A 25,672-nucleotide genomic window follows, 5' to 3' on the forward strand; every position below is an offset into this window, starting at 1 on the left:
TGAATGACTAATGCGTGTAACTCAAAGTATGCTTTCGAATAATATGCTACGAAACTTGAGTGATAGTTATAGAAACATGGGGAAGTATCAGGAGCAATTATCGACAGGGAAGAAAATTTCCCGACCTTCCCAAGATCCTGTAGTAGCTATGAAAGGCATTAATTACCGCCAGCAAGTAACAGAAGTGGAGCAATTCCAGCGTAATATCGGCGAAGTCCACAACTGGATGGATAATAGTGATGCAGCTCTTGATAAAGCGACGCAGGCGATGCAGCGAGTTCGTGAACTGACCGTTCAGGCGAGCAATGATACATACGATGAAGGTCAACGTGAAAATATTGCCAAGGAAATTCGTCAGTTGAAAGAGCATATCGGATCGATCGCTAATACGAAAGTGAATGATAAATACATTTTCAATGGATCGAATACGACGGAAGCTCCTTTTGATATGGATGATTTAGAAGGTTCAGTCCCCCCATGGAATGACCCAGTCAATATCGAGGTTTCATCCGGTGTTAAGATTCAGACGAATGTTACACCTGGGAATGTGTTCAATCAGCAGCTTTTTGAAGACCTCGAGAATTTCGCTTCTGCCCTCGAAGGTGATACAACCCAGAGAGACCTTGGCGATTTTATTGAATCATTCGACGGTCATATCGGAAATATCGTCAACGAACGTGCCGACTTGGGGGCACGAATGAACCGTGTCGAGCTGATTGAGGATCGTTTGGAGTCACAAAAAGTAAGTGCGACGAAAATGATGTCCGATAACGAAGATGCAGATATTGAGAAAGTAATCACAGATTTGAAAACTCAAGAAAGTGTCCATAGAGCTGCGATGGGCGTCGGAGCCCGGATCATCCAGCCGACGTTGATGGATTTTCTAAGATAAGGCTGTCTCACTTTGAGACAGTCTTGTTTTTTGAATAAGCTTTTCATTGGAAGACACCTTCATGAGGAGGAACACGGATGAATATTCCTAAGCTTCAAATGCAGTCCACTCCAGGACGGATTGGGCTTACGATTAATAAGCCGGAACAAACGATCAAGCAGCATACAGCTGAACAGTCGATTCAACAGCCAAAAGCGGATATGAAGCTTGAACAGAAGCCCGGGAAGCTAACGATTGATCAGACAAATGCCTGGCACAACCTAGACTTAAAAAATGTAATGGTGCGAACTGAAGAGTTCGTCGGCATTGCAAAGAGCTTGTGGATGGAAGGTCTTACTCGTGTCTCTCGAGAAGGAGATGAGCTTATGCGCATTGAAAATGGTGGGAATCCCATAGCAGCCCAGGCGGAGCGGAATACAGGATTTGATTTTACCTTTCAACCTGGGGGACGTCCGACATATGAGCTCGTTCAGGTGAACTATCAACCAGGAGAAGCACAAATTGATATCCAACGGCGTGAACCGATAATTGAAAATCAGAAGCGTGACCCTGAACATCACTACCGTCCTGGTAATGTTGAAGTAAACATGGAACAAATGCCAAACTTGAAGATTGATTGGAAGGTGTAATCATGAGGATCGAAACGAAGTACTTTGGTACGATTGAGATTGAGAAGAAGGATTGTATTGAATTCCCTGCTGGACTCCCTGGGTTTGAGAGCTATCATTCTTTTGTTCTTTTACCTGTTGATGAGTTAGGTACATATTTTGCATTACAGTCTGTTGAGGAAGGAAGTTTATCGCTTATAGTCACAAACCCTTATCATTTTTATAAAGGTTATGAGTTTGATATTAATGAAGAAGACTTAGGAATTGAGCGTCCAGAAGATGTTGCGGTTTATAATGTCGTGACATTGCGGGATCCTTTTGAAAACTCTACCTTGAATTTGCAGGCGCCTATCGTTATGAACATAGCACAAGGGAAAGCGAAGCAGTTGATTTTAAATCAACCAGAATACAAAACGAAGCATCCGTTGATTAAGTTCGGGAAAGGCGGTGAATCTCATGCTCGTCCTTAATCGCAAAAAAGGAGAAACTGTTAGAGTAGGAGATGATATCACTATTACTGTTGTCGAGGTCGAAGGTGGACAAGTGAAATTGGGCATAGAAGCGCCTAAAAGTGTGGGAATTCATCGTCAGGAAGTGTATGTGGCGATTGAGAAAGAGAATGCGGAAGCGGCAAATGTATCTGGAGATTTGCTGAATCTATTAAAAAATGCAAAAAAAGATTAAAAAGATTAGGAAGTCGGTCGATATAAGTAATGTAAAACATTACATAAGTCGGCCGACTTTTTGTTTTGTAACTAGAGAATCACACAAGGATGTGTGGTTACTTACTTCAAGGAGGAATTTTTAAGATGAGAATTAATCACAATATCGCGGCACTTAATACGCACCGTCAACTAGGTCAAGCGAACAATGCAAACCAAAACTCTATGGAGAAATTATCGTCTGGTCTTCGTATTAACAACGCTTCTGATGATGCAGCGGGTTTAGCTATTTCTGAAAAAATGCGTGGTCAGATTCGTGGTTTAGATCAAGCACAACGTAATGCTCAAGATGGTATCTCCTTGATTCAAACAGCTGAAGGTGCACTAAATGAAACGCACGATATTCTTCAGCGTATGCGTGAACTTGCAACACAATCTGCGAATGACACTAATACTGAGACTGATCGTGGAGAAATCCAAAAGGAAGTTGATCAGTTGTCTGAAGAATTAACACGTATTGCGGATAACACAGAGTTTAACACTCAGAATTTACTAGATGGTTCGTTTGAAGGTAAATTTCAAATTGGAGCAAACGAGGGCCAAAATATTGAGTTATCAATAAATAAAATGAATGCTTCTGCTCTTGGGGTAGAAGGCGGAGAAGCTGGTGTGAAAACTGGTGAAATTACTAAGCAAAGTACTGCTTTAGGAACTAGTGGAGATAGTGTTGTTACCACTGACGTTAATGCTGAGTATACCGTAGAAAAATTAGATGGAGAATTCACAGCAGCAGCTGCCAATATGGATTCTTCTAGCGCGGATGTCACTGCAAATTATGCTTTAAAAGATGAGGATGGCAAATATACTGCAATTAGTGAAGATGGAAAAACGTGGCACTTCGCTGAAAGTGCAGCTGATGATGTAGAAAGTATAGATTTAAAAGGCGCTTCTAATGAATTAGCAAATGCTAAAGTAACTTTAGGTACTAATGCAGCATTAACAGATGGAACTGTAAAGGTATGGGAAGATGGTTCTAAGCAAATTAATATGAAGACATCTGATGCACGTTATGACATGGGTAGTAACTCCAATGAATTAAACGCAGGGGAGTACACTATTAGTACAGATCATACTATGAAACCTGCTAGTGCTACTTCGGTGTTACTTGATAGTAATAATAATGTTGTTGCATCGAGTACTGATGAGACAACTTACACTGATTTAGAGGGTAATAATATTTTCACTTCGGATTCAGCATACTCAAATGGGGATACGATTACTGTTTCGGGAGGTGGAGGAATTGATGTCTCCTCTCAAGCGTCAGCTGATGATGCGATAACAAAAATTAACAATGCAATTGAATCAGTATCTGCAGAACGTTCTAAACTTGGAGCATACCAAAACCGTTTAGATCATACCATCAATAATCTAGGAACGTCTTCCGAAAACCTAACTGCTGCGGAATCTCGTATCCGTGACGTAGATTATGCATTAGCTTCTTAAGCTAAGCACAGTCGTCCTAACTGGTAACGGTTAGTGATTACAATCGGGTGAATTGCTGGAAACCCCTTAGAACTTTTCTTACCACAACGTAGTTGGAAACGACAAGCGTGATGGTTGAAAAAAGAAGAGATTGGGCAATCAGCAGCCAAGCTCCTGTCTTGAAAAAGTGGAGAAGGTTCAACGACTAGGATAGACCACCGTTTAAGGTGATGAAATCCGTAGGTGCAACAATGGTCATCAGCATTGTGAATCCGAAGTGCCCGACCCCTTTTAGAAAAAAGGGTGAAGATATAGTCTGGTCATTTATGAAAATAAATGTTCGCACGATGGCGAAAGAAATGATGAACCAAACGAAACAAAGTATCCTTTCTCAAGCTTCTCAAGCTATGCTTGCAAAAGCGAATCAACAACCACAAGGAGTTCTTCAACTTCTTCGTTAATAAAGTTAAAAAGACCCTCATTTTTGAGGGTCTTTTTTATGTGCAGGTAGTGTTTCAGTAATGATCTATAGATATTAATGAAATCGTAGGTACTGTAATTATGGGATGGTTATACTAATAGTATAACCATCCCATAATTAGTGATTGGTTGTGTTAATACATTTAATTATTTTCACTTCTAACCGATATAAAAAGAAACTACATAGCGTTAGGGAGTTGTTGAAGGTGGATGTAAGCAATCGTATGACCCAATCACAACTTCTGCAGAGAAATAACTTACAACTTGGTGTCCGTTCAACTGTTCAGAAGAATGAACCAATAAGCATAGGAAAAATGAATGAAGACTATAAAGAATACTCGGCAGGTAATGAAAAAGAAAAGCTGAAACAGGCAGCAGAAGATATGAATGTGTTTTTCAAAGCTGTAAATACCTCCTTACGATTCCAGTTTCATGATAAATTAGAAGAATACTATGTAACCATCGTAGATAGTGATACAGAGGAAATAGTGAAGGAGATCCCTCCGAAAAAGCTGTTGGATATGTATGCTTCGATTGCCGAACGGCTCGGATTTATTGTTGATGAAAAAATATAAGCGGGTGATAGAATGAGTGATATGCGCATTGGTGGTCTTGCTTCGGGTATGAATACGGATCAGATTATTAAAGATCTGATGAATGCTGAGAAGCAGCCGCTTAATAAAATGGAGCAGGATCGTGAATGGCTTACATACAAAAGAGACGCTTACCGTGATGTAAATAAACAGCTTTCAGAGTTAGATACAATGGCTTTTGACATGAAACTGGAGCGTTCTTATAACTCAAAAGAGGTCAGCTCTTCAGGTGCATCTGTATCTGCGACGGCGCTGTCTAGTGCTGATGAAGGCAGCTACAAGATGGAAGTTTTAGAACTCGCAGAGGCTGCTTATAATTATAGTCAAAATGGCATTAGTAACGGTGAGTTCGATCCGGATGATTCGCTGGCTAATCAGAAAGATAATCTAATCAATGGAATAACTCTTGATGATACTTTTTCCATTACCACGTATGGTGAGGGAGGAGAAGAAACAACCGTCTCTTTCAATCTTACTGGTAATAAATCTCTTAATGACATTCTGGGAGAGATTAACGAATCTGAGCTAGGTGTCCGTGCTTTCTATGATAAAGGCGCAGATAAGGTGATGCTTGAGCGTACAGAAACGGGGAATTTTAATACAGATGAAAGTAAATTTCTCGGAGCGGAGATTGGCTTCAATGGAACGTCTGCGTCTTTCTTGGCTGATACACTCGATATTAAAAATGGTAAGAATGATGGAACAGGCTGGGTACTGAATGAAAAAGGTGGGGCGGATGCCCGTTTCACTTACAACAATTCATTCGAAATGTCTTCCCATACCAATGACTACTCCCTGAACGGTATGAATTTCTCGTTCAATGAAGTTGGTACCTCTACTGTCACCGTTTCTAACAATGTTGATGATTCCTTTGAAAAAGTGATGAAATTTGTTGAAAAATACAATGAAGTCATCGAAGATTTGAACGGGAAAACTGAGGAGAAACGGTACCGTGATTTCCAACCTTTGACTGCAGAACAGAAAAAGGATATGGAAGAGGAAGAAATTGAGCTTTGGGAAGAAAAGTCAAAAAGCGGAATGCTCAAAGGGGATTCAGTAGTCAGTGGTGTCCTGAGCAGCATGCGTCAGAACTGGTACACTCCAGTTGGGACTGATGGGGAATATAGCATGGCCTCTCAGATAGGAATTACCACTACATCCAATTACCGTGAGGGCGGAAAGCTGGAAGTCGATGAGGATCAATTGCGTCAAGCATTGAGAGACAATCCTAATTCTGTTGCCAAACTTTTTTCGGGATCAGACGCTAATCCTGGCATTGCCCGTCGCCTTGAGACTTCTATAGAAAATGCGACTAAATCCATCGAGCGAAAAGCTGGCAAGCCCACTAGTTTAGATAACAACTTCCTGTTAGGACGGCAGATTGAAAGTATTAATGATGAAATGGATTCATTTCAAGATCGTTTAAATGCTATTGAAAATCGCTACTGGCGTGAATTTGGGGCCATGGAAAAAGCTATACAAAAAATGAATTCGCAATCCGCTTTTATTATGCAAAACTTCAGCGGTGGAATGTAACGATAAAAGGAGTGCTGGCTAGATGTCTATTCAAGCCTATCAAAATAACTCAGTAGAAACAGCTTCCCCAGGGGAACTCACTTTAATGCTTTATAATGGATGTATTAAGTTTATTAGAATCGCTCGAAAAGCAATGGAGAACAATGATATTGAGAAGAAAAATACAAACATTCAAAAGTCACAAAAGATCATTCAAGAGCTTATGGTAACGATGGACCAGCAATATGCAGTGACACAGGAAATTATGCCATTGTATGATTATATGAACCGTCGCTTGGTGGAAGCGAACACGAAAAATGATGTTAAGATTTTGGATGAGGTCGAAGGACTTGTGGTAGAGTTTCGTGATACTTGGAAGCAGGTCATTTTAGAGTCGAGAAGAATGCAATTTGGTCAAGGTGGAAATGCCTGATGGGTGTATGGACTGAGTTTACCTCTATTACAGAGAAGCTGGATGAGGTTGTCCATCAACCAGTTAATGAGAAGAATCGAACAGCTGTATTAGAGGAAGTGGAGACTCTGTTAGATAAGCGGGCAGCCATGCTTGAACAATTATCAGAACCTTCTCAGGAAGAGAAGGCGATGGTGAGAGAAGTTATAAAACGTGATCTAAAGATCAATCAAAAGCTCGAGTTCCTTTTTGACAGGTTGAAGAGCGACATGCGTAATGCAAAAAAACAAAAGTCCAGCAAACAGCGCTACGTCAATCCCTATCAAAGTGTTTCGGGCTATGACGGCATGTATTTGGACCATAAAAAGTAGAATAGGTGATTCTTTGTCAGAACTTACAGCAGAACAACATGAAATGCTGGAGCGGTATGATGAGCTGTTAAGTACCATTAGTGAAGGGCTCAAATATTTAGAGGACCATATGAAAACAGAAGAGACACCAATGGCACAGCAAGTGTTTCAGGATGTGCTCCTTAGCTTGGAACAAATCAGCCGCAGCCATGATCAGATGGAGATCTTTTTTAATGGGAACGAAGATCTTCAGGATTTAGTTATTGATTTTCACGGAATCGTCAATCATCTGCAAGGGTGGTTCGAGCGTGACACTGCACAAGAAAAACATCAGTTGTTAGTGGAACATGTACTTCCTGCATTTGAAAGTTGGCGGACTCGGATGGAAGCATTCGTAAAACCCTATATTGCTCATTAGAAGAAGCATCCATGACGGATGTTTCTTTTTTATGGTAGTTTTTGAGAAATCTTCTATATCATCCCGCAGTGGATGGGTGAACTCCTGCAGCCGCAGCAAAGCGATGCTGATTATTTTAACGAAGAAAGAAAGCATACCAGCGGTTACAGAGAACGTTCTCTGTAATTACAACCAGGTTTATGTCTTTGTGGGGAAAGGGATAGTTAGAAACATGTGTACCGTCAACTGCCAGATGCTAATCCGTTGGTGAGGGCTTAGAGGAAAATAGTTGGTCGATCTACGAATAAATATTTAAGGAGCCTGTTCTACATAGGTTCCTTTTTTATCTAGTAAATTGACAAAATATCATGTAGAAAAGACCTCCATTTCTATTCAAAGGTACATCTTCCAACAATTACCGACACAAATTAGACAAAATTTTAAGAAAGTTTATGCAGGAAAGGGTGTGGGTATGATAGAATATATATCACATAAGGATGAAAGGAGGACACTTCTAATGCTACAATACAACATTCGTGGTGAAAACTTGGAAGTGACGGATTCTATTAAAGAATATGTGGAGAAAAAGGTGAGCAAGCTCGAACGCTACTTTGATACTCCGCCGTCTTCCGAGGTACACGTTAATTTAAGTGTCTATAATGATGAGCAGACAATCGAGGTCACAATTCCGATGAAGAATCTACTTCTTCGTGCTGAGGAACACAACACAGATCTATACGCTGCCATCGACCTTGTGGTAGATAAATTGGAACGACAAATTCGTAAGCATAAAACGAAAGTGAATCGTAAGTTCCGACAAGAGGGTGCTCCGAAACACGTCTTTGCCGAGCTTGAACGCGAGGCGCAGCAATATCAAACGCAAACGATTGATGATGAATTTGATGTTGAAATCGTGAAAACGAAACGATTTGACTTGAAACCGATGGATAGTGAAGAAGCGGCATTGCAGATGGATATGCTTGGTCACAACTTCTTCGTCTTTACAAACGCAAATACAGATGAAACGAACATTGTTTATAAACGTCGTGACGGCCGTTATGGTTTGATCGAAACTTGATAGCTTCATAGAGTAAACGCCTCTGCTTCGGCAGGGGCGTTTTTTTGTTTTTCCAAGTATGCGGGATGAATAAATGATCATTCGCCAGGGGAAAATCAATTTTTCATCATTCTTTAGAGTGTAAAATGGAATTTTGCGCGTTCGCTCATACTTAAAATAAGTAGTATAAAGGATAGGACAGGAGGTGATGGCATGAATGGCAAGGAATATGAGTACATTTATAAACGTTTAAATCAGCAGGAAGAAACGATCGCTCAGCTTGTGGAGATCATTGGAACGACGAATCGCCGCATTACGGATTTGGACCGCAGGCAGCTCGGCGTGGAACACCAGATGATCCGCGAACGTCCCCTCTCTTTTACTCCTTCTACATAATTCTCTCATCGGTGTCCCTGGTCCTATGTCGTTGATTGTCAGGCCGCTTCTCTTAGTGTTATGATAATAGAGGATTAAACTATTCAACCGAAGTTCGGAAATCAACAGAGGAGCGGTTGCAATGCTTGGTACTTTAAAGAAGATTTTTGGCGATGGAAATACACGTCAATTGAAGCGATTGGAAAAAATCGCAGATGACATCGAAGCGATGGAATCGCAAATCGAAAAATTGTCAGATGATGAATTAAAAAATAAGACAGAAGAATTCAAAGAACGCTATCAAAATGGCGAAGATTTAGATGATATGTTGGTCGAAGCTTTCGCGGTTGTACGTGAAGCTTCTAAACGTGTGCTTGAAATGCGCCCGTTCCGTGTCCAACTGCTGGGAGCTATAGCCCTTCATGAAGGTAACATTGCCGAGATGAAAACCGGTGAAGGTAAAACGCTGGCGTCTACGATGCCGGCATACTTGAACGCGATTACTGGAAAAGGCGTGCACATCATCACGGTTAACGATTATTTGGCGAGCCGTGACGCGACAGAGATGGGCGAACTTTTCCAATTCCTTGGACTGACCGTCGGGTTAAACTCAAACGGTATGTCGAAGGATGAAAAGCGTGAAGCGTACTTGGCGGATATTACGTATGGTACGAACAACGAGTTCGGTTTCGACTACTTGCGTGACAATATGGTGCTTTACAAAGAGCAGATGGTTCAGCGTCCGCTTCACTTCGCAATCATTGACGAGGTCGACTCGATCTTGATTGACGAAGCGCGTACACCATTGATCATCAGTGGTTCAGCATCAAAATCCGCTGATCTCTATCAGGGAGCGAACTCTTTTGTTCGTTTGCTCGCGAATGAAGAAGATTACACGTACGACGAAAAGACGAAGAACGTACAGCTTACAGAAGAAGGAATCAACAAGGCCGAGCGCTTTTTCAAAATCGAGAACTTGTTTGATCTTTCCAACGTATCCTTGATCCACCACATCAATCAGGCGCTCAAAGCGCACACGTCGATGCAGAAGGATACCGACTACGTTGTCGAGGACGGCGAAGTGGTCATTGTCGACCAATTCACCGGTCGTCTTATGAAAGGCCGCCGTTATAGTGATGGCTTACACCAGGCGATTGAAGCGAAAGAAGGGCTCGAAATTCAGAACGAGAGCCAAACGCTTGCTTCGATCACGTTCCAGAACCTTTTCCGTATGTATGAAAAGCTTTCCGGTATGACCGGTACAGCGAAGACCGAGGAAGAGGAATTCCTGAACATCTACAATATGCGTGTCATCGTCATTCCAACGAACCGTGATATCATCCGTGATGATAAGGCGGACCTTGTGTACAAGACGATGGACGGGAAGTTCAAAGCGGTTGTCGAAGATATTAAGGAACGCCATGAAAACGGACAGCCGGTGCTTGTTGGTACCGTAGCCGTTGAAACGTCCGAAATCATTTCCCGTTACTTGACGAAAGCGGGGGTTCCGCATAACGTCTTGAACGCGAAAAACCACTTTCGTGAAGCGGAAATCATCGAGAACGCTGGTCAGAAAGGCGCGGTAACGATCGCAACGAACATGGCCGGTCGTGGTACCGACATCAAGCTCGGCGATGGTGTCAGAGAAGCTGGAGGCCTTGCTGTTATTGGTACGGAACGTCACGAATCCCGCCGAATCGATAACCAGCTTCGTGGTCGTTCTGGTCGTCAAGGAGACCCGGGAATGTCCCAGTTCTACTTGGCTACAGATGACGAATTGATGCGTCGATTCGCTTCTGATAATATTCGCAGCATGATGGACCGACTTGGAATGGACGACTCTCAGCCTATCGAAAGTAAGATGATCTCCCGTGCTGTTGAATCCGCGCAGAAACGTGTGGAAGGAAACAACTTTGATGCGCGTAAGACGATTCTCTCTTATGATGATGTCCTGCGTCAGCAGCGTGAAGTCATTTACAAGCAGCGTTATGATGTGCTGACTTCCGAAAACTTACGTGAAATCATTGAACAAATGATCGAACGTACCGTTTCTAAAACGGTAGCGGCTCACACGAGTGAAGAGGAAGAAGAAAACTGGGAGCTTGATAGCCTCGTCGAATACCTGCGTGCGAACTTGCTGCATGAAGGTGATGTAACGGCAGATGACTTGAAAGGAAAAGACCCTCAGGAGATGGAGGAGCTGATCCTTGAAAAAGTAAAACAGCGTTATGATGAGAAAGAAGAAGAATTGACGCCTGAACAGATGCGTGAGTTTGAAAAAGTCATCCTGCTTCGTACGGTCGACCAGAAGTGGATGGATCACATCGATCAGATGGACCAATTGCGTCAGGGAATCCACCTGCGTGCCTACGGTCAAAACGATCCGCTTCGTGAATATAATTTCGAAGGCTTCCGTATGTTTGAAGCAATGGTTGCCAATATTGATGAAGAAGTCTCCCGTTACGTCATGAAGGCGCAGATCCGCAACAACCTGCAGCGTCAGGAAGTGGCTCAGGGAGCACAGGCTGTCTCTGGTGGCAGTGAAAGTAAAGAGCCGAAGAAGAAAACCCCTGTCGTGAAAAAGGATCATGTTCGTCGTAACGACCCATGTCCTTGCGGAAGCGGGAAGAAATATAAAAATTGTCACGGAAAATAAGAGGTTGAGGCACTCTCTTTCTAGAGGGTGTCTTCCCTTGTTTTAAGAATCATATAGGAGTGATGGATATGGATATGGCAGAAATCCGCCATGCATTGGATAATACAGCTAAGCGATTAGCGGACTTCAGGGGGTCTCTTTGACGTCGATCAAAGAAAAACCCGAATTGCAGAACTAGAAGAACAAATGACAGAGCCAGGTTTCTGGGATGACCAGAATACAGCGCAAAAAGTCATTGACGAAGTGAATGGACTGAAAGGATTGGTCCACACGCTTGAAGAGCATGAAGAAACGCATGAGAACCTGGAAGTTTCTTATGAGCTTGTTAAAGAAGAAGACGATGAAGAACTGCGTGAGGATCTTGAACAGGATGTCCAGCAGCTGAAGAAGGACCTTGACCAATTCGAATTGAATATTCTTTTGAGTGAGCCTTACGACAAGAACAACGCGATTCTTGAGCTGCACCCGGGTGCTGGTGGTACCGAGTCTCAGGACTGGGCGAGCATGCTTCTACGTATGTACACACGCTGGGCAGAGAAAAGAGGCTTTTCTGTTTCGACAATGGACTATCTTCCTGGGGATGAAGCAGGCGTGAAGAGCGTGACTCTTTTGATTAAAGGTCACAATGCGTACGGTTATTTGAAAGCAGAAAAAGGTGTGCACCGTCTTGTCCGAATTTCTCCTTTCGATTCCTCAGGCCGTCGTCACACGTCCTTCGTATCGTGTGAAGTGATGCCGGAGTTCAACGATGAGATCGAGATTGATGTTCGGACAGAAGACTTGAAGATCGATACGTATCGTTCCAGTGGTGCCGGTGGACAGCACGTCAACACGACAGACTCTGCCGTACGTATCACGCACTTGCCAACGAATACAGTCGTGACGTGTCAGTCGGAACGTTCTCAGATCAAAAACCGTGAACAAGCGATGAAAATGTTGAAGGCGAAGCTTTATCAGCTGGAGATCGAGCGCCAACAGCAGCAGCTTGATGATATCCGCGGTGAGCAAAAAGAAATCGGTTGGGGAAGCCAAATCCGTTCTTACGTATTCCACCCTTATTCCATGGTCAAAGACCATCGTACGAATGAAGAGGTCGGAAACACGCAAGGCGTCATGGATGGTGACCTTGATAAATTCATCAACTCATATCTCCGTTCCAAAATGGACGGTTAATACAGAAGACTCTCACGATGGTGAGGGTCTTTTTTTCTGTTCAGTATTCACTATTTTTGCTACTATGAAGGTATCTTACATACAAAGGGGCGAATAAAGGATGAAGGTGAAAAAAGCGATTATTCCTGCAGCTGGACTTGGCACACGTTTTTTACCCGCTACAAAAGCGATGCCGAAAGAAATGCTTCCGGTTGTCGATAAACCGACGATTCAATACATCGTGGAAGAAGCGATCCAATCCGGCATCGAGGATATTATCATCGTAACAGGAAAAGGGAAGCGTGCAATTGAGGATCATTTTGATCATGCGTTTGAACTTGAGGATAACCTTTATAAAAAAGGAAAGCTTGATCTCCTTGAAGAAGTACAGCAATCGGCTGAAGTTGACATTCATTATATTCGCCAAAAAGAACCGAAAGGACTTGGACATGCCGTCTGGTGTGCCCGCAAGTTTATCGGGGACGAACCTTTCGCCGTGCTCCTTGGGGATGATATTGTTCGTTCGGATGAGCCTTGCCTGAAACAGTTGATCGACCAATATGAAGAGACACAATCGTCAGTGATCGGTGTCAAACAAGTCCCTGAAGATGAAACCGATCGCTACGGAATCATTGCGCCTGAAAAACAAGAGGGCCGCCGCTATCAAGTGAAGCATTTTGTAGAAAAGCCGGCCGTCGGCGAAGCACCGTCGAATTTGGCGATCATCGGCCGTTATGTTTTTGCCCCGGAAATCATGGATCTGCTTGCCACTCAGGAAGAAGGTAGAGGCGGAGAGATCCAACTGACAGACGCGATTGAGCGTTTGAACCTTGATCAGCCTGTGTATGGGTATGAGTTTGAAGGCGAGCGATTCGATGTCGGCGATCAGCTCGGCTTTATCAAAACGACCCTCGCCATTGCCATGGAGCGGGAAAACATGCGGGACGATGTCCTTGCTTTGCTTGCAGAGATTATGGAAAAACAAGAATCGATGAATTCCTGAAAGAAGCGGCGGGTCTTAGACTCGCCGCTTTTTGTATAGAAGTGCAGAGGAAACGAAAACTAATAGGAATACGACGTCTTGCTCCTTTACCGTGTTAACACGTTATTCTACTCTCATTTACAGGAGAATGCCCTAGTGTTATACTCCTTACGGTTTATGGAGAACGATACATAGGGAGAGTCGAACAGCATGATGATGATGGCAAAAAAATATCGACGGGAGCCGATGCCACCGGCCCTCAGACAAACAATGGATTATGGCCTGGTGATTCTTGGATCATTTTTTGTAGCGTTAGCCTTCAATTTATTTTTATTACCGAATAACATCGCCTCTGGAGGAGTAGCAGGTGTCAGTACGATCACGAAAGGCGTGTTCGGCTGGGAGCCCGGCGTCGTCCAATGGGTGTTGAACATTCCACTGTTCATCATGGGCGTCGTCATATTAGGGAAAAACTTCGGGCTCAAGTCATTCGTCGGAACCGTGACCCTGCCGCTCTTCGTCTTGATGACGAGTGACATGGCGCCGGCAACACCGAACCCGCTGCTTGGAGCCATATTCGGTGGAATGGGCGTCGGTCTCGGCCTTGGCATTGTTTTTAGAGGACGGGCATCGACAGGCGGAATCGACTTAGCCGCTCAAGTCCTGCACAAATTCACACACTTACCCCTCGGCATCAGTGTCGCTTTACTGGATGGAATGATTGTCCTGACATCGGCGATTGTCTTCTCACTCGAAGAAGGATTGTATGCGCTGATCGGGTTATTTGCGACCAGCCGGACCATCGATTTTGTCCAAGTGGGATTGAACACTTCGAAAAACGTGATGATCATTACAGAGGACGTTGATGAAGTGCGTTCGGCTATTTTTGAACAAATCGATCGTGGGGTAACCGTATTAAGTGGCGCTGGAGGCTACACGGACCGGGAGCGCCGGGTCGTCATGTGTGTCGTCCAGCAGAATGAATTCATCAAATTGACACAAACCGTAAAGACGGTTGACCCGGGGGCATTTGTCGTCGCTATGAACGCCACCGAAGTGCTTGGAGAGGGTTTCAAAACGTCGTGACTCGGTTATAATATCTCTATATCTCATCAAAATACGAGAGGGGATACAGGAATGAAAAAACTATTATCTGCTTTATTTTTAGGGCTGATCCTCGTCTTGAGTGCCTGTGGGGGCGGCGGAGACGAAGGAACGACTGATGATGGCGCAAACGATGAAACGACAGAAGAACAAACCGGTGAAGATTCCGGCGAAGGTACAGACGAAGGGACTGCAGACAGTGGAGACGGTGAGACGGTCGACACAGCGGCTGCAGAAGAAGTGTACCAGAACAACTGTGCGAGCTGCCACGGCGGTGAACTTGGCGGAGGAATGGGACCAGCTTTGACAGAAGTAGGTACTAAGTACTCAGCTGATGAAATTGTTGATATCATTAAAAATGGTAAAGGCGGTATGCCAGCCCAAGGTCAAGTATCTGATGACGATGCGCAGCTTGTAGCAAGCTGGCTTGCGACAATGAAATAAGCTTCTAATGAAAAAGTCTGGTGACGCACCAGGCTTTTTTTGTTCCTTTTTCAATCCAATACCTAGGTCTCGATTATATTGAAGGGTGTTTCCCGATACAACCCTCCTATGAAAAACAAATGTAATAATTTCATGTCTAAATAAATCGAAAATTAATGTTATAATAAATGTGTTTGTAGACAAGAGAGAAGACAACTGACTTAACATTATGAGAGATACAGGTGATTTTACATGATTAAAATGCAAGGAGTATATAAAACATATCCGAATGGTGTCACGGCTTTGAACGGATTGGATATCCGCATCGATCAGGGAGAGTTCGTCTATGTCGTAGGACCGAGTGGTGCTGGTAAATCAACATTCACAAAGCTGATCTACAGAGAAGAAAAGCCGACGACGGGAACGGTTCTTGTGAATGATATGGACACATCGACATTGAAACAGCGCCGCATTCCGATGCTTCGCCGTCAGATTGGTGTCGTTTATCAGGACTTCCGTCTATTGCCGACGCTGACCGTTTATGAGAACGTGGCGTTTGCATTAGAAGTTATTGAAGAAAATCCACAAAACATCCGCCGCCGTGTCATGGACGTGCTTGATCAAGTTCGTTTGAAAAACAAAGCGCGTTTCCTTCCGGATGAGCTTTCTGGAGGAGAGCAGCAGCGTGTATCCATCGCCCGTGCGATTGTGAACCATCCGAAAGTACTGATCGCTGATGAGCCGACAGGTAACCTCGATCCAGAGACATCCTGGGAGATCATGCACATCCTTGAAGAGATAAATACGGCAGGGACAACCGTATTAATGGCGACCCACAGCCAGGAAATTGTCAACACGATCCGTAAGCGTGTCATCGCGATTGAAGACGGCATGGTCGTCCGTGACCAGAGCAACGGAGAATATGGATACGAAATGTAAATGCGGGAAGACTGTCTCAGTTAGGGGACGGTCTTTTTCTTTGTTTCTGATGAAGAGTGGCACCAGCTTTCCTCCGTTTGTTGCGAAGCAGTGGAAAGGCTTCTGATACCATAATGAAGTGAAGCGGTGCAGGGTGCGAATTTCTACGATTCTCGCTTCTGATCCATTTACAGGTAGATAGATAGGTGGGGATGTCCTATAATGAAATGGACATGCTATAGTCATTTCCGGCATATGTTAACTCAGAGAACAATCGTTGATTTACGTTGAAGGCGCTTTTTTGCTAATATAGAGGCAACATAGAATCCAAATTAGAAGGGTGAATGCGATGAATATAAAACCGCGCTACGTTGCGCTGTTGATGGCGCTAGCGGTCCTATTTGGAGCGGCAGGCTCGTACATAGGAATAGAATACTTCGCTGACGGCACGAACGAACAGGCACAATCCGAACAGTATGCAGATAAAGATGCGGAGAACTTTGGGAGTCTGTCCGAAGAGGAACAAAAGGCATTCATACAAAATATGTCCGGGAACACCGATTTGAAAAAGGTGGAACAGGCATTCAGCACAATCCAGGAAAATTATGTAGAAGAAGTAGATAAAAACACTCTTGTCGAAGGGGCGATTCAGGGGATGCTCGATACGCTCGAGGATCCATACAGTGTGTACATGGACCCTGAAACGATGGAGCAGTTCAACCAGACAATCGAATCCTCTTTCCAGGGAATCGGTGCGGAAGTGAGTATGGTCAATGATAAGGTGACGATTGTCGCGCCCATTAAAGGCTCACCTGCGGAAGAAGCAGGCTTGAAGCCGAACGATCAGATTTTGAAGGTGGATGGCGACAGTGTCGAAGGCCTTGACCTTTACGAAGCCGTTCTGAAGATCCGTGGGGAAAAAGGGACGGAAGTGACGCTCCAAATCGACCGTCCTGGAGTCAGTGAACCACTGAACATCGATATCACCCGTGATGATATTCCATTAGAAACGGTTTACACAGACACGAAGGAGGTCAATGGCAAAAAAGCCGGGGTTATCGAAATCACTTCTTTTTCTGAGAAGACTTCGGATGAATTCCACGAAGCTTTAGAGAAGCTTGAGAAGGATGGTATGGACGGGCTTGTCATTGATGTCCGTGGAAATCCTGGTGGTTTGTTTACAGACGTTCAGGAGATTCTGAAAGAGTTCATTCCGAAAGATAAGCCGATTGTCCAGGTGGAAGACCGTAAAGGTGAGAAAACGCGTTATTTCTCTGAAAACGAGGAGAAGAAGCCGTATCCAATCACCGTCTTGATGGACGAAGGAAGTGCCTCCGCTTCTGAAATCTTAGCTGCGACCATGCAGGAAGCAGGCGGCTATGACCTTGTCGGAACGAAGAGCTTCGGTAAAGGTACCGTTCAACAGGCGTTACCGATGGGCGATGGCAGTACAATCAAGCTGACCTTATTCAAGTGGTTGACGCCGGACGGCAACTGGATTCACGAAAAAGGGATTGAACCTACGGTGAAAGTGAAACAACCGGAATACTTTTACACGAATCCAGTGGAAGTAGAAGAATCGCTTCAATACAATGACAATGATGAAAAAGTGAAAAACATCCAAATCATGCTGAAAGGTCTCGGACATGATCCTGGCCGTACAGATGGATACTACAGCAAAGAAACAGAAGCTGCAGTCCAGGCGTTTCAGGAAGAAGCGGGTCTTGAAGCGACAGGCGTTGTTGACGAGAAGACCGGCGGCAAGCTTGAAGAAGCGATTATAAAAGAAGTCAGAGATGAGAAAAACGACAAACAAATGCAAAAAGCGGTCGAGGTCTTGTTTCAATAAGCAGGAATTTGCCGCTGGATGACGAATTATATCCGTAGTCTGCGACTGCGGATTTTTTCGTTAATAGGTTTAGACAACAGAGAGCGACACGACTTGAAAGGAGAATCATGTTGGACGTTTGGTTGATGGAATTTGCAAAAGGGATCGGGATGATGTTCTCCCTCCCATTTTTATACATAACTATAGCGATGATCTTCATCGTATCTGGGAAACGAGTGAAAGAGGAACGAGCAGCTTTCGGCACACGGATCTTTGACCGCTTCACCGAATGGAAAGGAACGTGGGGGACGGCCCTCATCAGTGGCTTTATATTATCCGTGATGGCGGTTGGGGGAGGAATGGTATTCAGTTATCCGCTGCTTCTTCTCCTATCCGGTGTTTTATTGATCGTCAGTTTGACCGGCCGTCTGAGCTGGTACTCGTCTGCTTATACGCTGGGGTTGAGTTACCTGGTCCTGCTGGTTATCCCGTATCTACCTGAATCTGTGCGTAGTCACGAATGGATGGAAGTACTCCAAGAAACGCCTCTCCACACACTTGCGGTTGTGATGGCTGTTCTTTTACTAACCGAATCGATTCTGATGCTCCGCACGACAGCTGCTCATACGTACCCTGAACGATTGAAAGGGACTCGGGGAATGTGGATCGGTCAGCATCGCTCCAGAAGGATGACGATCGTTCCGTTTCTAGCGTTGTTCCCAGGGGGGATGATTGAACCGTTTGCCACGTGGTGGCCGATGATTCCGCTTGGTGGAGAAACATACGGGATGATTCTGATTCCTTTTGTTATCGGATGGGAATGGAAAGCTCGCGGCCAGTCTCCTGTCGTCGCAGCAAAGACGATGGGGCGGCACGTTTTTCTGCTGTCGATCATCGTCCTGGGGCTTGCTGTCGGGAGCTTTTTCATAGGTGTGCTGTCCCTGGCAGCTGTGATGATCGGATTGATTGGTCGTGAATGGATCTTCGTTCTGCACCGGATGCGTGAAGAGAAAACCCCGTTCTTTTCTTCTGCCAAAAAAGGCATCCGCATTCTTGGAGTCATCCCTCGGAGTCCTGCCGATCAAATGGGGCTCACGCCTGGTGAAGTCATTGAACGAGTGAATGCGATTCCTGTACGAACAGAGAATCAATTTTATGAAGCGCTGCAAAATTCAGGAGCGTTTACGAAAATGGAAGTGCGAGATGAATGGGGAGAAAACCGCTATGTGCAGCGGGCGATGTACGAAGGCGAACACTACGAACTCGGACTTGTTTTCGTAGAACCGGCCACCCATGAAGAGTCGGTGGGCTTTTTCTAAATATATGGTATCAGAACGGTTATCTTCTCGGCTAAGGTTTTGGAAGGTAACCGTTTTACTTTTTGGAGGGGGAGAATCCATGCAGAAGCTACATATTTTGAATGGTGAAGAAATGAATAAGGCTTTTCAACGTCAGGGGCTTTTCGAAGGGGAGCACATGATTCCTTTCAATGAAGCGATGTGTGCCGGTGAAACTTGTGAAACTATCTTCTCGGAAGCATTTATAAAAACAAGGGCTGTGACGCATGGAGTTTCTGAAAATGACTACAGGCGGATCACTGTAGAAAAACTGGAGGCGGTCTTCCGTGAAGGGCGGGATCACCTTCAGTTATGGTTTGATGAAGATATGTTCTGCCAAATCAATCTCCTCACATTACTGGCATGGCTGGAGCAAATCGGCTATGAAGGGAAGGTTGAGCTATGTTTAACTACACACCAGTTCGAACCTCTCGCCTCATACCAGCTTGATGTAGCTGGTTACCATGCCATGTATAAACAAGTACTTATAAACCGGGCACATCCCTCTGAAGTTCTTCTGCCCCCGCTAAAAAAGGGCATTGAATTGTACTTGCATTATAAGAAGGTAGATAATGAACTGATAACTTTCATCAAAACTCACACTGCTTTATCGGAAGAGCAGCTTGTAGCGTTGATGATTGAAACTTTTCAAGAGTATGGACTGGGGGATGTTCAATATATGCAGATGATCAGGAGTGTAAGAGCTTCTGAGGTGTGAAGAGAAAGATCACTTCTTCGCCTTCATAGAAATTACTTACTGTAAGGGTCGCTCGTTATTCTCGGAAAGTGCTTCTACCCAAGGGAGAAGTTCTCTTTTCCTGGTGCCATGCATACACTTTTCACAGTCCAGTGATGAAAATGATTCTCAAATTCATTGACAGAGTGGAACCGAGCCCATAAACTAGAAAGTAGAGAAAATATATAGAATTCGTGATTTTTCGTGTAGCTCCAACAGCGATAGATTTCGTGAGACATAAAGGAGAGATCAGATTATGGATACCCTGTTGGCGAATAATTTAACTCTAGGCTATGGAGATTCCATCATCATAGATTCATTGGATATTACGATCCCGAAAGGCAAAGTTACTGTTCTCATCGGTGGAAACGGTTGCGGCAAGTCTACTTTGCTTCGTTCGATGGCTCGTTTATTGCGTCCAAAATCAGGAGAAGTTGTGTTGGATAGTGCGGATATTTCCAAGATGCGTACGAAAGATGTGGCGAAGAAGATGGCGATTCTTCCGCAAAGCCCGACAACTCCTGAAGGTCTCAGCGTCTATCAGCTTGTAAAGCAAGGCCGTTATCCTTATCAAGGGTTCGCCAAACGCTGGTCGGACGAAGATGAGAAGGCTGTCACGCGTGCGCTTGAAGATACGAACTTGATGGAGTTGAAAGACAGGACGGTCGATTCTCTGTCCGGCGGGCAGCGTCAACGTGCCTGGATTGCGATGACGCTGGCTCAGGATACCGATATTCTTCTATTGGATGAACCGACCACTTATTTAGATATGACGCACCAGATTGATATTCTTGATCTGCTCTTCGATTTGAATCAGGATAATGGACGTACGGTAGTCATGGTGCTTCATGATATTAACCTGGCCTGCCGTTATGCGGATCATATTATTGCAGTGAAAGATAAAACGGTCTTCGCACAAGGAAAGCCTGAAGATGTCGTCACTTGTGACATGATGCAGCACGTATTTGAAATGCTTTGTGATGTCAGAGAGGATCCTCTTTTCGGTACACCGATGTGCATCCCGCATGGAAAAGGGCGCTGTTTAATTAAACAAGCGCAGGCGGAAGCTCAGGCTCAACAAAAACAAACGGTATAACTCTTAAAAGCAATGTGCGCTGCACATTGCTTTTTTATATATTTGGAAAGGATTTCTGGCTTTTTGGTAGAAAGATACATAGAGAAGCAGGAACCAAACATGATAACATGGTATACATGTGTAAATACGATTATATGATTGAGGGGATAGTCCATGGAACGAGTGAAAGAATGGATGGATCAGGGAATCATAGCAGGGATTGCTGAACGCATTCCCCATGAACACTTGTTACATATGCTTATGGATGGAATATCCGACTATATCTTTTTTATGGAAGTCGTCGGCGAGAGACGATTTAAATATGTATATATGAATGAATCCGCCAAAAACCACTCTCCGATTAAAGGAGCGGGATGGGAAGGCAAATACATAGAGGATCTTCTGGGTGAATCACAAGCGGAAGATTTAATTGAAGCCTATCAAACGGTTGTTAAGAAAAAAGAAGCCCTCACGTACGAAGATGAAATCATCATTAATGGAACACTTTTCAGAGGGCATTCCGTGCTTACCCCGACGATGAACGAGGCGGGGGAAGTCACGCACATTGTAGCGATTACGAGGAACATTACAGAAGTGATAGAAAAAGAGCGGGACCTCAGCCGGATCAATGCGATGTACCGTTCCTTGATGAAGGATACGACCGATGCCATTTTAATTGTTGATACAGCGGGCAATATTTTAGAAGCGAATCGTGCTATAGAAGAACTGTACGGCTACACGAAAGAAGAAATGCAGACGTCTTCGTTCCCTTTTGTCCCTTCGAACCGAAGAGAAGAAGCACAGGAGCTTGTCCGTAAAGGAAAGGAAAGAGCGATTGGCCGATATGAAACCGTCCGCCAACGAAAAGACGGGACGCTTGTGGATGTTTCGGTCAGCATATCTCCGATTCAGAACGAAGACGGTGAAACGATCGGCATCAGTTCAATTGTTAGAGATATTTCGAACGATAAGGCTGCCCAGCGGAAATTGGAAGCAAGCAGGTCCCGCTATCGATCGTTGTTCAAACATAACCCGCAGCCAATCTTGACGCTTACGTTCGAGGGGCTGATTAAAAAAGCGAACACAGCGACGCTGCGTCTTTTGGAAACTGAGGAAGATGTCCTGGTGCAAACGTCGATCATCGAGTGGGTACCGGTAGAACAGAGAGGCTGGTTAAGGAAGCAGCTGTTAGAATCCTTTTTCCATAAAGGCACACGGTTTGAAACAAGTTTTTGGATGGATGGAGAAGAACGTATTCTACGAGTCTCTCTCGTTCCGATTCTTAATGAAGGTCAGAAAGAAGGAATTTACGCCATTCTTGAGGACCGGACGGAACAAGTGAGGGCTCATGAAGCTTTAAGGCAGAGTGAAGAAAAGTTCCGGCTGATCGCGGATCATTCCAACGATTTGATCTCTGTTTTCTCACCAATGGGAGAGCTGGTTTACGCATCTCCCTCCCAGGAGAAATTCTTAGGCCGCGCCCCGCATGAGATGTCTTCAGAAGAACTAATGCATCAGCTTGAGCCTGAGGATTTAACGAACCTCTCCTATGCATTTAAATGGAGTGAAAAGAGCAAAGAAGCGTTTACGGTTTCCTTGACCTTGAAAAGCCAGAATGGAGAACCTGTCTGGTTTGAATGCAGAGGAACGCCGGTGGTCAGTGAACAGAATCAGGTCAGCCATTTCGTCATCGTAGCACGAGATATATCTGAACAGAAAAATTATGAAGAGAAGCTTGAGCGTTTTGCTTTTTATGATTATTTGACAGACTTGCCGAACCGGAGGCTGTTTGAAGGCAGGGTCGAGCAGGCGATCGCAAAGGCTGAACGATCCGGTGAATCATTCGCCCTCCTTTATTTAGATGGTGATGGCTTCAAGTATATCAACGATGAATACGGTCATGAAGTTGGAGATGAATTTCTATGCCATGTCGGGAAGCGGATGAAAGAATGCATCCGGTCGGGAGATTCTGTCGGACGGATTGGTGGAGATGAATTTGCGATTCTTTTGGAAGACATCGCAGACCGTCATCAAATCTATGAAGTCTCCATGCGCGCGCTTGAGAAATTGAGAGAACCTTATTTCGTCAAAGGCGAGGAAATCTGTTCCTCTTTTTCAATTGGTGTTGCCTGTTATCCGAAAGATGGACAAACTTTGGATGACTTATTCCGATCAGCCGATAAGGCTCTTTACAAAGGAAAGCGAGACGGAAAAAATCAGGTGCGCCTATACGAGCAACCCCGGTAAAAGACGGAGCCCCCTGGGGACTCCGTCTTTTCTATTCTGGGATTTCATTCAGGTTACTGATGATGTGTGTTGGGTTGATTCCAAGTTCCGGCCACTTTTGCTGCTTCCGATTTACCCAGGCCGTATGGAAGCCGTAAGAAGCTGCGCCGGTAATGTCCCAGGGATTACTAGAAAAGAAGAGAATCTCTTCTTTTTCATATCCTAACTGCTCATGGGCGTAGCTGTAGGCATTCGGGTGAGGCTTGTAGACCTCAACGTCATCAGCGCTGAGTAAGTCAAAGTCCTCTTTCAGCTGATTATTTTCCAAAAGGGGCTCAAGCATGGAACGTGTGCCGTTTGAAAAAATGGTGAATGTCTTGTCTTGATGGTTCTGTTTTAGTGAAGGGACTTCATCGTAAGGCTGGAGTTGTTCATATTCGTGCATCAGATCTTCAACAACGTCCGGTTTCACATCCACATCACTGTAAGCAAGGGCATCTAAAAGCGCCCATCTGGTAATATCGGTGAATGGCTTGTATCCCTGGATCAACTGTCGGACGAGAAAATAGTGAACCTGACGGCTGCGCCACTCTTCGCTTACCTTAGGACCTTGATCAGGGAAAAATTGATGAATCTTTTTCATGACGCTATGAACGTCGAACAACGTTCCATACGCATCGAAAACATAGGCTTTATATGTCATAAGTTCAGACTCCTTTCCATGGATTAGGTTCCCCTTGGTGATTAGGGGTAAACAGGAAGTTAGGGGAGGGAGAAAAAATGAATACACTGCACCATGGCTACTGGACATTTTTTACAACAAGAAAACAAAGGTACACCGGTTGGTTTATTTTTGGTAGCCTTTCACCGGATATTGTGTATTATGTCATGTTCCTTTATTTAAGTGTACGAAGACAGGCTTGGCAGGTGGTGGACGATGCAGAACCGATGCGGTCTTTATTCAGTTTAGTCCATGACCTGTTTGAGCATCCTGTCGTTTTTATTCTGCGTCATGCGGGTCATTCCTTGTTTGTGTGGGGGGTCTTTTTTGTTATTGTTCTGATCTGGAAAGGAAGAGGGCTCTCCAAGTGGACCGCTTTTTCCTATGGGTGGCTTGGACATGTGGTTCTTGATATTCTTACCCACCATGATGATGCGGTTCCCATGTTTTATCCGATTAGCAGCTATACGTTTAAAAGCCCTGTTTCCTACTGGGATGATGACCATTATGCCAACGTTTTTTCTATGGTCAATACCTTGCTGATTGCGGTTTCTCTCCTTTATTTGCTCATTAGTAAAATAAGGAAGAAACGCCGTTCACAAAAAGTTCATGACTCATGACGGCGCTTTCCTTTCTCTATCATCTAAAATTCATGATATGATTTACTTAGGAAACAAACAATATTCATGACATCATGATCATAGATAGAGAAAGGGTAAGACGATGAAGAAATTTTCAATTCTAACAACGTTCGTTACGTTTCTCGCGTTAATCCTCGGAAACCTTGTCGTTGCGACAGATTCAGGGGACGCGTGTGGGACGACGTGGCCGGTCTGTAATGGGAAGATCTTTCCTGATATTACGGACTATCACGTCATTATAGAGTATTCACACCGTTTGATGGTTCCATTGCTTATCATGCTAACTGGACTCAACGCTGTTGGTGCGATCTATAAATACCGCAAAAACAAATCTGTATTCATTTTAGCTATTCTAAGTTTGGCGCTGCTTGTATTTCAGTCCATCGTAGGTGGATTGAACGTCCTTCTCGGTACACCCCCTGGGTTTACGACGTTCGACGTTACGTTCAGTCAGCTGCTGTTAATCGTTCTCGTGTTGTTGAGTTACAGTCTGCATGAGAAGAAAATCGAGCTGAACCGGACGAGCTGGGCATCGGTATCAATGAGTTACCGTGCTTTTCTGATCGGGTATATCGCCTACATTGGCCAGGTGATTCTCGGTGCATTCTTTAAACACAGCCGTGCGAGCAATGTCATGATGGACATTCCAGCGATGGAGTACTTGATCACAAGTGAATCTGTTGCGAATGCCGTGTATTCCTTACACTGGGTTGCCACCTTTGTGGTCATTGTCGCAGCGATTTGGTTCGTCATCTATGCTTCAAGGTTTAAATATCATATAGCGTTGTCCTGGGCCTATTTAATCTCCCTTCTGCTGAATGCAGTGGTAGGATTCATCATTGTCGTGACAGGCAACGTTGTTCTCGCTTCATCGATGCACATGCTGCTCTCCACGGTGACGATGGTCATCGGAGCCTCCATCCTCGGAGGATACTGGTTCAAACTGCAAAAGAAAACAATGAAAGCATAAAAAGGAAGCTGCCGAGATGGCAGCTTCTTTTTTGGATTGTGATGGAAATTTCTGTATGACCTGGTCTGGAACAAAGTTCC

28 protein-coding genes are annotated in these 25,672 nt (G+C 44.4%); 27 read left to right on the plus strand and 1 reads right to left on the minus strand.

Annotated elements, in window-relative coordinates:
- Positions 1-10 precede the first annotated feature (10 nt).
- The 25 genes from flgL (at position 11) to ACQ4XT_RS09385 (ending at position 23,281) form a co-directional block, all read left to right on the plus strand.
- The gene (flgL, locus tag ACQ4XT_RS09265; protein WP_446853441.1) at positions 11-892 is read left to right on the plus strand and encodes a flagellar hook-associated protein FlgL; all 882 of its coding nucleotides are present in this window, start codon (positions 11-13) and stop codon (positions 890-892) included.
- A gap of 77 nt (positions 893-969) precedes the next feature.
- Positions 970-1,521 (plus strand): DUF6470 family protein, encoded by a 552-nt coding sequence (locus ACQ4XT_RS09270; RefSeq protein ID WP_446853442.1) that lies wholly within the window; start codon positions 970-972, stop codon positions 1,519-1,521.
- A gap of 2 nt (positions 1,522-1,523) precedes the next feature.
- The gene (gene fliW / locus ACQ4XT_RS09275; RefSeq protein ID WP_446853443.1) at positions 1,524-1,970 is read left to right on the plus strand and encodes a flagellar assembly protein FliW; all 447 of its coding nucleotides are present in this window, start codon (positions 1,524-1,526) and stop codon (positions 1,968-1,970) included.
- A complete protein-coding gene (gene csrA / locus ACQ4XT_RS09280) occupies positions 1,957-2,184 on the plus strand; it encodes a carbon storage regulator CsrA (RefSeq protein WP_446853444.1) in 228 nt (75 codons plus the stop codon). The genes fliW and csrA overlap by 14 nt, the downstream gene beginning before the upstream one ends.
- Positions 2,185-2,309: 125 nt before the next feature.
- Entirely contained in the window at positions 2,310-3,665 is a 1,356-nt protein-coding gene (locus ACQ4XT_RS09285) for a flagellin N-terminal helical domain-containing protein (RefSeq protein WP_446853445.1), read from the plus strand.
- 209 nt (positions 3,666-3,874) lie between these two features.
- The gene (locus ACQ4XT_RS09290; RefSeq protein ID WP_446855639.1) at positions 3,875-4,105 is read left to right on the plus strand and encodes a flagellin; all 231 of its coding nucleotides are present in this window, start codon (positions 3,875-3,877) and stop codon (positions 4,103-4,105) included.
- A gap of 225 nt (positions 4,106-4,330) precedes the next feature.
- Positions 4,331-4,699, plus strand: a complete 369-nt coding sequence (gene flaG, locus ACQ4XT_RS09295; RefSeq protein ID WP_446853446.1) for a flagellar protein FlaG — start codon at positions 4,331-4,333, stop codon at positions 4,697-4,699.
- Between the two features lie 12 nt (positions 4,700-4,711).
- The gene (locus tag ACQ4XT_RS09300; RefSeq protein ID WP_446853447.1) at positions 4,712-6,253 is read left to right on the plus strand and encodes a flagellar hook-associated protein 2; all 1,542 of its coding nucleotides are present in this window, start codon (positions 4,712-4,714) and stop codon (positions 6,251-6,253) included.
- Positions 6,254-6,275: 22 nt separating this feature from the next.
- Positions 6,276-6,665 (plus strand): flagellar export chaperone FliS, encoded by a 390-nt coding sequence (fliS, locus tag ACQ4XT_RS09305; RefSeq protein ID WP_446853448.1) that lies wholly within the window; start codon positions 6,276-6,278, stop codon positions 6,663-6,665.
- The gene (gene fliT / locus ACQ4XT_RS09310; protein WP_446853449.1) at positions 6,665-7,015 is read left to right on the plus strand and encodes a flagellar protein FliT; all 351 of its coding nucleotides are present in this window, start codon (positions 6,665-6,667) and stop codon (positions 7,013-7,015) included. Before fliS ends, fliT begins: the two co-directional genes overlap by 1 nt.
- Positions 7,016-7,028: 13 nt before the next feature.
- Positions 7,029-7,412: a DUF8042 domain-containing protein gene (locus ACQ4XT_RS09315; RefSeq protein ID WP_446853450.1), complete on the plus strand. Its 384-nt coding sequence runs from the start codon at positions 7,029-7,031 to the stop codon at positions 7,410-7,412.
- A gap of 31 nt (positions 7,413-7,443) precedes the next feature.
- Positions 7,444-7,662, plus strand: coding sequence for a hypothetical protein (locus ACQ4XT_RS09320; protein ID WP_446853451.1), 219 nt, complete (start codon positions 7,444-7,446; stop codon positions 7,660-7,662).
- A gap of 246 nt (positions 7,663-7,908) precedes the next feature.
- On the plus strand, positions 7,909-8,469 hold the full coding sequence (gene hpf, locus ACQ4XT_RS09325) for a ribosome hibernation-promoting factor, HPF/YfiA family (protein WP_146816972.1): 561 nt from the start codon (positions 7,909-7,911) through the stop codon (positions 8,467-8,469).
- A 192-nt stretch (positions 8,470-8,661) separates the two neighbouring features.
- Positions 8,662-8,844 (plus strand): hypothetical protein, encoded by a 183-nt coding sequence (locus ACQ4XT_RS09330; protein WP_446853452.1) that lies wholly within the window; start codon positions 8,662-8,664, stop codon positions 8,842-8,844.
- A 121-nt stretch (positions 8,845-8,965) separates the two neighbouring features.
- On the plus strand, positions 8,966-11,479 hold the full coding sequence (gene secA, locus ACQ4XT_RS09335) for a preprotein translocase subunit SecA (RefSeq protein WP_446853453.1): 2,514 nt from the start codon (positions 8,966-8,968) through the stop codon (positions 11,477-11,479).
- Positions 11,480-11,547: 68 nt separating this feature from the next.
- A protein-coding gene (prfB, locus tag ACQ4XT_RS09340; protein ID WP_446853454.1) for a peptide chain release factor 2 occupies positions 11,548-12,652 on the plus strand; the annotation gives its coding sequence in 2 pieces (ribosomal slippage) (positions 11,548-11,619 and positions 11,621-12,652; 1,104 coding nt in all).
- A gap of 100 nt (positions 12,653-12,752) precedes the next feature.
- Complete coding sequence (gene galU / locus ACQ4XT_RS09345) at positions 12,753-13,634, plus strand: UTP--glucose-1-phosphate uridylyltransferase GalU (protein ID WP_146816962.1); 882 nt, start codon at positions 12,753-12,755, stop codon at positions 13,632-13,634.
- Positions 13,635-13,859: 225 nt separating this feature from the next.
- Positions 13,860-14,699, plus strand: coding sequence for a YitT family protein (locus tag ACQ4XT_RS09350; RefSeq protein WP_446855641.1), 840 nt, complete (start codon positions 13,860-13,862; stop codon positions 14,697-14,699).
- Between the two features lie 51 nt (positions 14,700-14,750).
- The gene (locus ACQ4XT_RS09355; RefSeq protein ID WP_446853455.1) at positions 14,751-15,161 is read left to right on the plus strand and encodes a c-type cytochrome; all 411 of its coding nucleotides are present in this window, start codon (positions 14,751-14,753) and stop codon (positions 15,159-15,161) included.
- Positions 15,162-15,392: 231 nt separating this feature from the next.
- The gene (gene ftsE / locus ACQ4XT_RS09360) at positions 15,393-16,079 is read left to right on the plus strand and encodes a cell division ATP-binding protein FtsE (RefSeq protein ID WP_446853456.1); all 687 of its coding nucleotides are present in this window, start codon (positions 15,393-15,395) and stop codon (positions 16,077-16,079) included.
- 328 nt (positions 16,080-16,407) lie between these two features.
- Entirely contained in the window at positions 16,408-17,907 is a 1,500-nt protein-coding gene (locus ACQ4XT_RS09365) for a S41 family peptidase (RefSeq protein WP_446853457.1), read from the plus strand.
- A 107-nt stretch (positions 17,908-18,014) separates the two neighbouring features.
- A complete protein-coding gene (locus ACQ4XT_RS09370; RefSeq protein ID WP_446853458.1) occupies positions 18,015-19,205 on the plus strand; it encodes a PDZ domain-containing protein in 1,191 nt (396 codons plus the stop codon).
- 79 nt (positions 19,206-19,284) lie between these two features.
- Positions 19,285-19,941, plus strand: coding sequence for an AraC family transcriptional regulator (locus ACQ4XT_RS09375; RefSeq protein ID WP_446853459.1), 657 nt, complete (start codon positions 19,285-19,287; stop codon positions 19,939-19,941).
- 274 nt (positions 19,942-20,215) lie between these two features.
- A complete protein-coding gene (locus ACQ4XT_RS09380; RefSeq protein ID WP_146816949.1) occupies positions 20,216-21,055 on the plus strand; it encodes an ABC transporter ATP-binding protein in 840 nt (279 codons plus the stop codon).
- A 153-nt stretch (positions 21,056-21,208) separates the two neighbouring features.
- Positions 21,209-23,281: a sensor domain-containing protein gene (locus ACQ4XT_RS09385; RefSeq protein ID WP_446853460.1), complete on the plus strand. Its 2,073-nt coding sequence runs from the start codon at positions 21,209-21,211 to the stop codon at positions 23,279-23,281.
- 31 nt (positions 23,282-23,312) lie between these two features.
- Here ACQ4XT_RS09385 and ACQ4XT_RS09390 read toward each other — a convergent pair whose 3' ends face one another.
- Complete coding sequence (locus ACQ4XT_RS09390) at positions 23,313-23,963, minus strand: haloacid dehalogenase type II (RefSeq protein WP_446853461.1); 651 nt, start codon at positions 23,961-23,963, stop codon at positions 23,313-23,315.
- 77 nt (positions 23,964-24,040) lie between these two features.
- On the opposite strand from ACQ4XT_RS09390, the gene ACQ4XT_RS09395 reads away from it, so the two are divergent.
- Together ACQ4XT_RS09395 and ACQ4XT_RS09400 are read left to right on the plus strand one after the other, a co-directional pair.
- Positions 24,041-24,601, plus strand: coding sequence for a zinc dependent phospholipase C family protein (locus tag ACQ4XT_RS09395; protein WP_446853462.1), 561 nt, complete (start codon positions 24,041-24,043; stop codon positions 24,599-24,601).
- A gap of 103 nt (positions 24,602-24,704) precedes the next feature.
- Entirely contained in the window at positions 24,705-25,592 is an 888-nt protein-coding gene (locus ACQ4XT_RS09400; protein ID WP_446853463.1) for a COX15/CtaA family protein, read from the plus strand.
- Positions 25,593-25,672 lie beyond the last annotated feature (80 nt).

Source organism: Halobacillus sp. 12SKB, assembly GCF_052941655.1.

Bases quoted from the DNA above. Each gene is read 5' to 3' on its own strand.
- ACQ4XT_RS09395 (WP_446853462.1), top strand. From the start codon at position 24,041: ATGAATACACTGCACCATGGCTACTGGACATTTTTTACAACAAGAAAA.
- hpf (WP_146816972.1), top strand. From the start codon at position 7,909: ATGCTACAATACAACATTCGTGGTGAAAACTTGGAAGTGACGGATTCT.
- secA (WP_446853453.1), top strand. From the start codon at position 8,966: ATGCTTGGTACTTTAAAGAAGATTTTTGGCGATGGAAATACACGTCAA.
- ACQ4XT_RS09365 (WP_446853457.1), top strand. From the start codon at position 16,408: ATGAATATAAAACCGCGCTACGTTGCGCTGTTGATGGCGCTAGCGGTC.
- ACQ4XT_RS09290 (WP_446855639.1), top strand. From the start codon at position 3,875: ATGAAATCCGTAGGTGCAACAATGGTCATCAGCATTGTGAATCCGAAG.
- ACQ4XT_RS09380 (WP_146816949.1), top strand. From the start codon at position 20,216: ATGGATACCCTGTTGGCGAATAATTTAACTCTAGGCTATGGAGATTCC.
- csrA (WP_446853444.1), top strand. From the start codon at position 1,957: ATGCTCGTCCTTAATCGCAAAAAAGGAGAAACTGTTAGAGTAGGAGAT.
- flgL (WP_446853441.1), top strand. From the start codon at position 11: ATGCGTGTAACTCAAAGTATGCTTTCGAATAATATGCTACGAAACTTG.
- ACQ4XT_RS09350 (WP_446855641.1), top strand. From the start codon at position 13,860: ATGCCACCGGCCCTCAGACAAACAATGGATTATGGCCTGGTGATTCTT.
- ACQ4XT_RS09370 (WP_446853458.1), top strand. From the start codon at position 18,015: ATGTTGGACGTTTGGTTGATGGAATTTGCAAAAGGGATCGGGATGATG.
- ACQ4XT_RS09375 (WP_446853459.1), top strand. From the start codon at position 19,285: ATGCAGAAGCTACATATTTTGAATGGTGAAGAAATGAATAAGGCTTTT.
- fliS (WP_446853448.1), top strand. From the start codon at position 6,276: ATGTCTATTCAAGCCTATCAAAATAACTCAGTAGAAACAGCTTCCCCA.
- fliW (WP_446853443.1), top strand. From the start codon at position 1,524: ATGAGGATCGAAACGAAGTACTTTGGTACGATTGAGATTGAGAAGAAG.
- fliT (WP_446853449.1), top strand. From the start codon at position 6,665: ATGGGTGTATGGACTGAGTTTACCTCTATTACAGAGAAGCTGGATGAG.
- ACQ4XT_RS09385 (WP_446853460.1), top strand. From the start codon at position 21,209: ATGGAACGAGTGAAAGAATGGATGGATCAGGGAATCATAGCAGGGATT.
- ACQ4XT_RS09300 (WP_446853447.1), top strand. From the start codon at position 4,712: ATGAGTGATATGCGCATTGGTGGTCTTGCTTCGGGTATGAATACGGAT.
- ftsE (WP_446853456.1), top strand. From the start codon at position 15,393: ATGATTAAAATGCAAGGAGTATATAAAACATATCCGAATGGTGTCACG.
- ACQ4XT_RS09285 (WP_446853445.1), top strand. From the start codon at position 2,310: ATGAGAATTAATCACAATATCGCGGCACTTAATACGCACCGTCAACTA.
- ACQ4XT_RS09400 (WP_446853463.1), top strand. From the start codon at position 24,705: ATGAAGAAATTTTCAATTCTAACAACGTTCGTTACGTTTCTCGCGTTA.
- ACQ4XT_RS09270 (WP_446853442.1), top strand. From the start codon at position 970: ATGAATATTCCTAAGCTTCAAATGCAGTCCACTCCAGGACGGATTGGG.
- ACQ4XT_RS09390 (WP_446853461.1), bottom strand. From the start codon at position 23,963: ATGACATATAAAGCCTATGTTTTCGATGCGTATGGAACGTTGTTCGAC.
- ACQ4XT_RS09330 (WP_446853452.1), top strand. From the start codon at position 8,662: ATGAATGGCAAGGAATATGAGTACATTTATAAACGTTTAAATCAGCAG.
- ACQ4XT_RS09320 (WP_446853451.1), top strand. From the start codon at position 7,444: ATGGTAGTTTTTGAGAAATCTTCTATATCATCCCGCAGTGGATGGGTG.
- ACQ4XT_RS09355 (WP_446853455.1), top strand. From the start codon at position 14,751: ATGAAAAAACTATTATCTGCTTTATTTTTAGGGCTGATCCTCGTCTTG.
- galU (WP_146816962.1), top strand. From the start codon at position 12,753: ATGAAGGTGAAAAAAGCGATTATTCCTGCAGCTGGACTTGGCACACGT.